Genomic DNA, 5,687 nt, shown 5'->3' with positions numbered 1-5,687 from the left:
GCCCCGGACCGCGACGGTCCGGGGCCCCACCCCTCTCGTTCCCCTGGCGTTCGATCTCGCTACTTCTCGATCCCTGAGCACGGAGAGAGTCCCCCGGCCGAGTCCGGGGCCGCCGTCAGACGCTCACGGACCCGGCGTCCATCGGCTTGCACGACAACATGGCGCGAGGCGCAGATGTTCGTCGCCCGCGGCAGCCTCCGGGACCGTGAACGTGAAGATCAACCTGGCCCTGGGGCCTGCCGACGACCCCGATATCACGCCTTCCGCGCACCGGCCACGCCTTACGCGCACCGGTTCCACGCCTTCCGGACACCGTGCGAAGCCGACGAACGGCGCTGTGACGGCATCGGTCTCGGCACGCGGCACGGCGATCTCCTCACCGATCCTCGTGCTGCCCTGCTCCTCGCGGCCGGGCGCAAGCCGCACCAGCGCCTCGCGGTCGGCGACCTTGCCGGTGGTGGCTCGGAAACCGAACCCCCGAGACTGGCCGGAATGCGAGCCCGGGCGGGCTGGGGTCGGCTGGGCCGATCGGTGTAGATTCGTAACCGGTCAGACGTCGCTGCTGATGGCGGTCGGGCGGTCCCGCGCGGACCGACCGAGGGAGAGAGGGCCTCCGACGGACTGTCCTGCGGACTCCCGGGCATTCGTATGCCGTCCCGTGCCGTATCGCGTGTGCGGTGCGTAGCGGATAAAACGTCCAGGGCGCCGCAGAGCCAGCCGTAACCACCTCGACCCGAACCACGAGGAGCAGCTCGCATGTCGACCGTCGCAAATGGCCAGGACTTCAAGGTCGCCGACCTTTCCCTCGCCCCCTTCGGCCGCAAGGAGATCACTCTCGCCGAGCACGAGATGCCCGGCCTGATGTCGATCCGCAGGGAGTACGCCGACGCCCAGCCGCTCGCCGGCGCGCGCATCACCGGCTCCCTGCACATGACCATCCAGACCGCGGTCCTCATCGAGACCCTTGTCGCGCTGGGTGCGGAGGTCCGCTGGGCCTCCTGCAACATCTTCTCCACCCAGGACCACGCCGCCGCGGCCATCGCCGTCGGCCCGAACGGCACCCCCGAGAACCCGCAGGGCGTCCCGGTCTTCGCCTGGAAGGGCGAGACGCTGGAGGAGTACTGGTGGTGCACGGAGCAGGCCCTGACCTGGCCGAACACCCCCACCGGCGGCCCGAACATGATCCTGGACGACGGCGGTGACGCCACCCTCCTGGTCCACAAGGGCGTCGAGTTCGAGAAGGCGGGCGCGGCCCCCGACCCCTCCACCGCGGACAGCGAGGAGTACGGCTACATCCTGCGGCTGCTGAACCGCACCCTGACCGAGAACCCGCAGAAGTGGACGCAGCTGTCGTCCGAGATCCGCGGCGTGACGGAGGAGACCACCACCGGTGTCCACCGTCTCTACGAGATGCACCGCGACGGCACCCTGCTGTTCCCGGCGATCAACGTGAACGACGCGGTCACCAAGTCGAAGTTCGATAACAAGTACGGCTGCCGGCACTCCCTGATCGACGGCATCAACCGCGCCACCGACGTCCTGATCGGCGGCAAGACCGCCGTCGTCTGCGGCTACGGCGACGTCGGCAAGGGCTGCGCCGAGTCGCTGCGCGGCCAGGGCGCCCGGGTGATCATCACCGAGATCGACCCGATCTGCGCCCTGCAGGCGGCCATGGACGGCTACCAGGTCACCACGCTGGACGAGGTCGTCGAGACGGCCGACATCTTCGTGACCACGACCGGCAACAAGGACATCATCATGGCCTCGGACATGGCCAAGATGAAGCACCAGGCGATCGTGGGCAACATCGGTCACTTCGACAACGAGATCGACATGGCCGGTCTGGCGTCGATCGACGGCATCGTCAAGGACGAGGTCAAGCCGCAGGTGCACACCTGGACCTTCCCCGACGGCAAGGTCCTGATCGTCCTGTCCGAGGGCCGCCTGCTGAACCTGGGCAACGCGACGGGACACCCCTCGTTCGTGATGTCCAACTCCTTCGCGGACCAGACCCTGGCCCAGATCGAGCTGTTCACCAAGCCCCAGGACTACCCGACCGACGTCTACGTGCTCCCCAAGCACCTCGACGAGAAGGTCGCCCGCCTCCACCTGGACGCGCTGGGCGTCAAGCTCACCACCCTGCGCCCGGAGCAGGCCGCGTACATCGGTGTCGAGGTCGACGGCCCGTACAAGCCCGACCACTACCGCTACTGATCATCGCAGCGCAGCACGGCGCCTGAGCGGGCACGGCTGCCTCGATCAGCCGGCCCGGAGCAGGATCTGAGCACACGCACCGAGCAGTGCGCACCCGAGCAAGTACCAGGCAGGCCCCCGCACCCCCGTGTCGGGGGCCTGCCCCTTACCCTCCTCGAACGGCTCCGGCTGACGCCTCACCGCACAAGGACACCCACGCCCCCATGCCCCGCGGCCGCTATTCGCTTCACGATCCGCACGATCACACCCCCCTCGGTGAAGAACACTTCCAATGCGCCCCCGGCCCGTCCGGCTGGCGTTACGTCTCCCGAACCACCACCCCCTCCGGCGACGACGCCGGCTCTGTCGACCTGGCCCTCGACGAACTGGGCCGCCCCATCCGGCTCGAACTCCACGCAGCGAACTGGCAGGTCCGAGGTGCGGCGATCGACGGTGTCACCTGGGTCCGCACCGACCCCACCGGCACCGACGCCCGTGAAGGCAACGCCCCTGCCCACGCCTTCACCGGCACCTCCCCGGCCTTCCTCGTCGCAACCTCGCGCCTGCTGCGCCTCGCACCCGGCGCTCCAGCCACCCGCGTCCGCCTGGTCGCCTTCACCGACCCCGTACTGGCACCCCTGACCGTCGACCAGTCCTGGGTGCTGGTGAAGAGTGAAGCGCACACCACTGACAACGGCCCTCTGACAGTGGACGAATACCAGGTCAGCGCCTTGGACACGGGCGAGCAGCATGTCGTTCACATCGCTGGGGACGTGGTTCTCGCGGCCCCCGGTATCGAGCTCGAGGATCTCGAAAGCCCTCCCTCGACCTTCCGCTGACAGCTATGCGGGAGGGGCGAAGCCGCTCGGCGACGCGGGAGGTCGAACGTCGGCAAGGTCGGCAGAGGGCTCGGCCTGCGGAGGGTGGGGGGCAGGCGCGGGGTGCGCCGTCGTCGAATCGGGCCCCGTGGCCGGGCCGGCGACCGGCATGACCGCCTCCGCGACCGGAGCCGGGCCGAACGCGGCCGCCGGCGCGGAACTCGACGCGGTGCCTGACGTGGCCGCGGCGAACGCCCGCCGGGCGTCGCGGGCCTGCCGCTCGTTCACCACGGCTGCCAGATATGCCGCCGGCGGGACGCCCTCCGGGGCAGGCGTTCCCGTGCGCGCTGCCAGATCACCGGCCAGCCGCTGCGCCATGGACCAGCTCACCGCCGGGTCGAGTTGCTTCATACGTGTCAGGTACTGGCGTATCGCCAGCCACAGAGTGTCCGGCACACCCGACAGGTCGAGCCCGCCGAACCGGCCGACCAACCAAGGCGGCGGCGGAGGCGGCACCATCGGACCGCGGGCCGCAGGCACCCGCTCGCGCACGACGAGGGTCCCGGCGAAGACGTCCCCCACTCGACGGCCCCGCGCCGACACCAGTGAAGCGATACAAGCGATGACGCCGAAGGAGAAGAGGACCTCGACCACTCCCATCGCCCCGCGTACCAGAGCGTGCCGGAAACGGATCGGCCCTCCGTCGTCCCTGACCACCCGCAGCCCACAGGCGAGTTTTCCGAGCGAACGCCCGTGGCTGAGCGTCTCCACGGCTATCGGCGCACCCACGAGAACGAGCAGGAACGAAGCAATGGACACGGCCATCACCGCTGCCTCGTCCAGGGAGGCCGTCGCCACGGCCAGTCCGATCGAGACCATCAGATACGCCGCCCACACGACGACGAGATCGATCGCAAGAGCGAGAGCCCGGCTCGGCAGCCTCGCCGGCTGCAGCCCCAGTACGACCGCATCCCCCGTCACTAGCCCGCTCACTGCTGCCCCCTTCGTCTTCTCCGGCCTTCCCTGCCCCCTGATGCCTCAGTCTGCCAAGCTGACCGGCAGCGTGTCGCAGCAGTGAAGTAGTACGGACCGTACGCAATGCACCCAGTGCCTGGAGCAGCAGCCGACCATGGACCTCGATGTCTTCGTCACAGCCCACCGCGCCGAGTGGGACCGCCTGGACCACCTCCTTCGCCGGGGTCGCCACCTGACGGGCGCGGAAGCCGACGAACTCGTCGCTCTCTACCAGCGCACGGCCACCCATCTCTCGCTCATCCAGTCCAGCGCCCCGGAGCCGGCACTCACCGCCAGGCTCACGCAGCTCGTTGCACGTGCACGTGCCGTCGTCACCGGCACCAGGCGATCGAGCTGGAAGGACGCGGCCAACTTCTTCACCGCGGGATTTCCCGCAGCGGTCTATCGCTCCCGGCACTGGTGGATACCGACGGCCGTGCTCTCCACGCTCCTCGCGGCCGTCATCGGCTGGTGGATCGGCACCCACCCAGAGGTCCAGTCCGCGATCGGAGCACCGGAAGAGCTCCGCCGGCTGACCCGCCCAGGCGGGGAGTACGAGACCTACTACTCGAGCCATCCCGCCGCCTCGTTCGCGGCGCAGGTCTGGACGAACAACGCCCAGGCAGCAGCCATGTGCCTGACCCTCGGCGCGTTCCTGTGCCTCCCGGTCCTCTGGATCCTCTTCCTGAACATGCTGAATCTGGGCGTCGGTATCGGACTCATGTCCTCGGCGGGGCGCCTCGACGTCTTCCTCGGGCTGGTGCTTCCGCACGGCCTGCTCGAGCTCACTGCCGTCTTCGTCGCCGCCGGCACGGGCCTGCAGCTCGGCTGGACGGTCATCGACCCGGGCCCGCAGACCCGCCGCACCGCGCTCGCCCGACAAGGACGTGCCGCGCTCGGCATGGCGATCGGCCTGGCATTCGTGCTGTTCGTCTCGGGCCTGATCGAGGGCTTCGTAACCCCGTCCGGCCTACCCACCTGGGCACGCATCACCATCGGCATCGTCGCCGAAGCGGCGTTCCTGGCGTACGTCTACATCCTGGGCGGCCGGGCCGCGCGTGCCGGGGACATGGGCGACGTGGAGGAGCCGGACCGCAGCGCAGAGCTGCCAACGGCGGCGTGATGTGCGTGAGGGGCCTCTGAGCTGCTAGTCTCCTCTTCGCCCCGCAGACCCGTTGACACGGGACGGCTGGGGAGGTAGATTTTAACGGTTGAGTCGGACTGGACAAGTTCGACGGTGAACCTTTAAAGTCTGTCTGGCTTTCGCAGGGAGCGATTTCCGCGGAGCCCATTCCCGATTCCTTCAGGATCACCAAGCCGATTAGGTCGGCCGAAATGCTTCTGATAAAGTCGGGGCAGCCGAAAGGCGAAAGGCCCTCCAAGCGGCCACCGGAAATGGATTCCGAACCGGAAACGGAACGGAAAACGGATCTGGTAAGGTTGGAAACGCAAGACCGAAGGGAAGCGCCCGGAGGAAAGCCCGCGAGGGTGAGTACAAAGGAAGCGTCCGTTCCTTGAGAACTCAACAGTGTGCCAAAAATCAACGCCAGATATGTTGATACCCCGTCCATCTTCGGATGGTCGAGGTTCCTTTGAAAAGTCCATCCCGCTTGCGGGGTGGCAATCACAGCGAGGACGCTGTGAACGACCGGTCTTATTCCG

At 68.2% G+C, this 5,687-nt stretch carries 4 protein-coding genes; 3 read left to right on the top strand and 1 reads right to left on the bottom strand.

What is annotated here, in order from left to right:
• Positions 1–756 precede the first annotated feature (756 nt).
• Together ahcY and IE198_RS34630 are read left to right on the top strand one after the other, a co-directional pair.
• Positions 757–2,214: an adenosylhomocysteinase gene (ahcY, locus tag IE198_RS34635; RefSeq protein ID WP_189894042.1), complete on the top strand. Its 1,458-nt coding sequence runs from the start codon at positions 757–759 to the stop codon at positions 2,212–2,214.
• Between the two features lie 203 nt (positions 2,215–2,417).
• Positions 2,418–3,032, top strand: a complete 615-nt coding sequence (locus IE198_RS34630) for a hypothetical protein (RefSeq protein ID WP_189894040.1) — start codon at positions 2,418–2,420, stop codon at positions 3,030–3,032.
• A gap of 3 nt (positions 3,033–3,035) precedes the next feature.
• Here the strand turns inward: IE198_RS34630 and IE198_RS34625 are convergent, their stop codons facing one another.
• On the bottom strand, positions 3,036–4,004 hold the full coding sequence (locus tag IE198_RS34625) for an RDD family protein (protein ID WP_189894038.1): 969 nt from the start codon (positions 4,002–4,004) through the stop codon (positions 3,036–3,038).
• Between the two features lie 136 nt (positions 4,005–4,140).
• Between IE198_RS34625 and IE198_RS34620 the strand changes: the two genes are divergently transcribed.
• The gene (locus tag IE198_RS34620) at positions 4,141–5,148 is read left to right on the top strand and encodes a stage II sporulation protein M (protein ID WP_189894036.1); all 1,008 of its coding nucleotides are present in this window, start codon (positions 4,141–4,143) and stop codon (positions 5,146–5,148) included.
• Positions 5,149–5,687: the final 539 nt, after the last annotated feature.

This window comes from Streptomyces xantholiticus (assembly GCF_014651015.1).
Classification (GTDB): Bacteria; Actinomycetota; Actinomycetes; order Streptomycetales; family Streptomycetaceae; genus Streptomyces; species Streptomyces xantholiticus.
The sequence above is the reverse complement of the archived record's forward strand: the minus strand, read 5'-3'. Positions and strand labels throughout refer to the sequence as shown.

Bases quoted from the DNA above. Each gene is read 5' to 3' on its own strand.
- IE198_RS34630 (WP_189894040.1), top strand. From the start codon at position 2,418: ATGCCCCGCGGCCGCTATTCGCTTCACGATCCGCACGATCACACCCCC.
- ahcY (WP_189894042.1), top strand. From the start codon at position 757: ATGTCGACCGTCGCAAATGGCCAGGACTTCAAGGTCGCCGACCTTTCC.
- IE198_RS34620 (WP_189894036.1), top strand. From the start codon at position 4,141: ATGGACCTCGATGTCTTCGTCACAGCCCACCGCGCCGAGTGGGACCGC.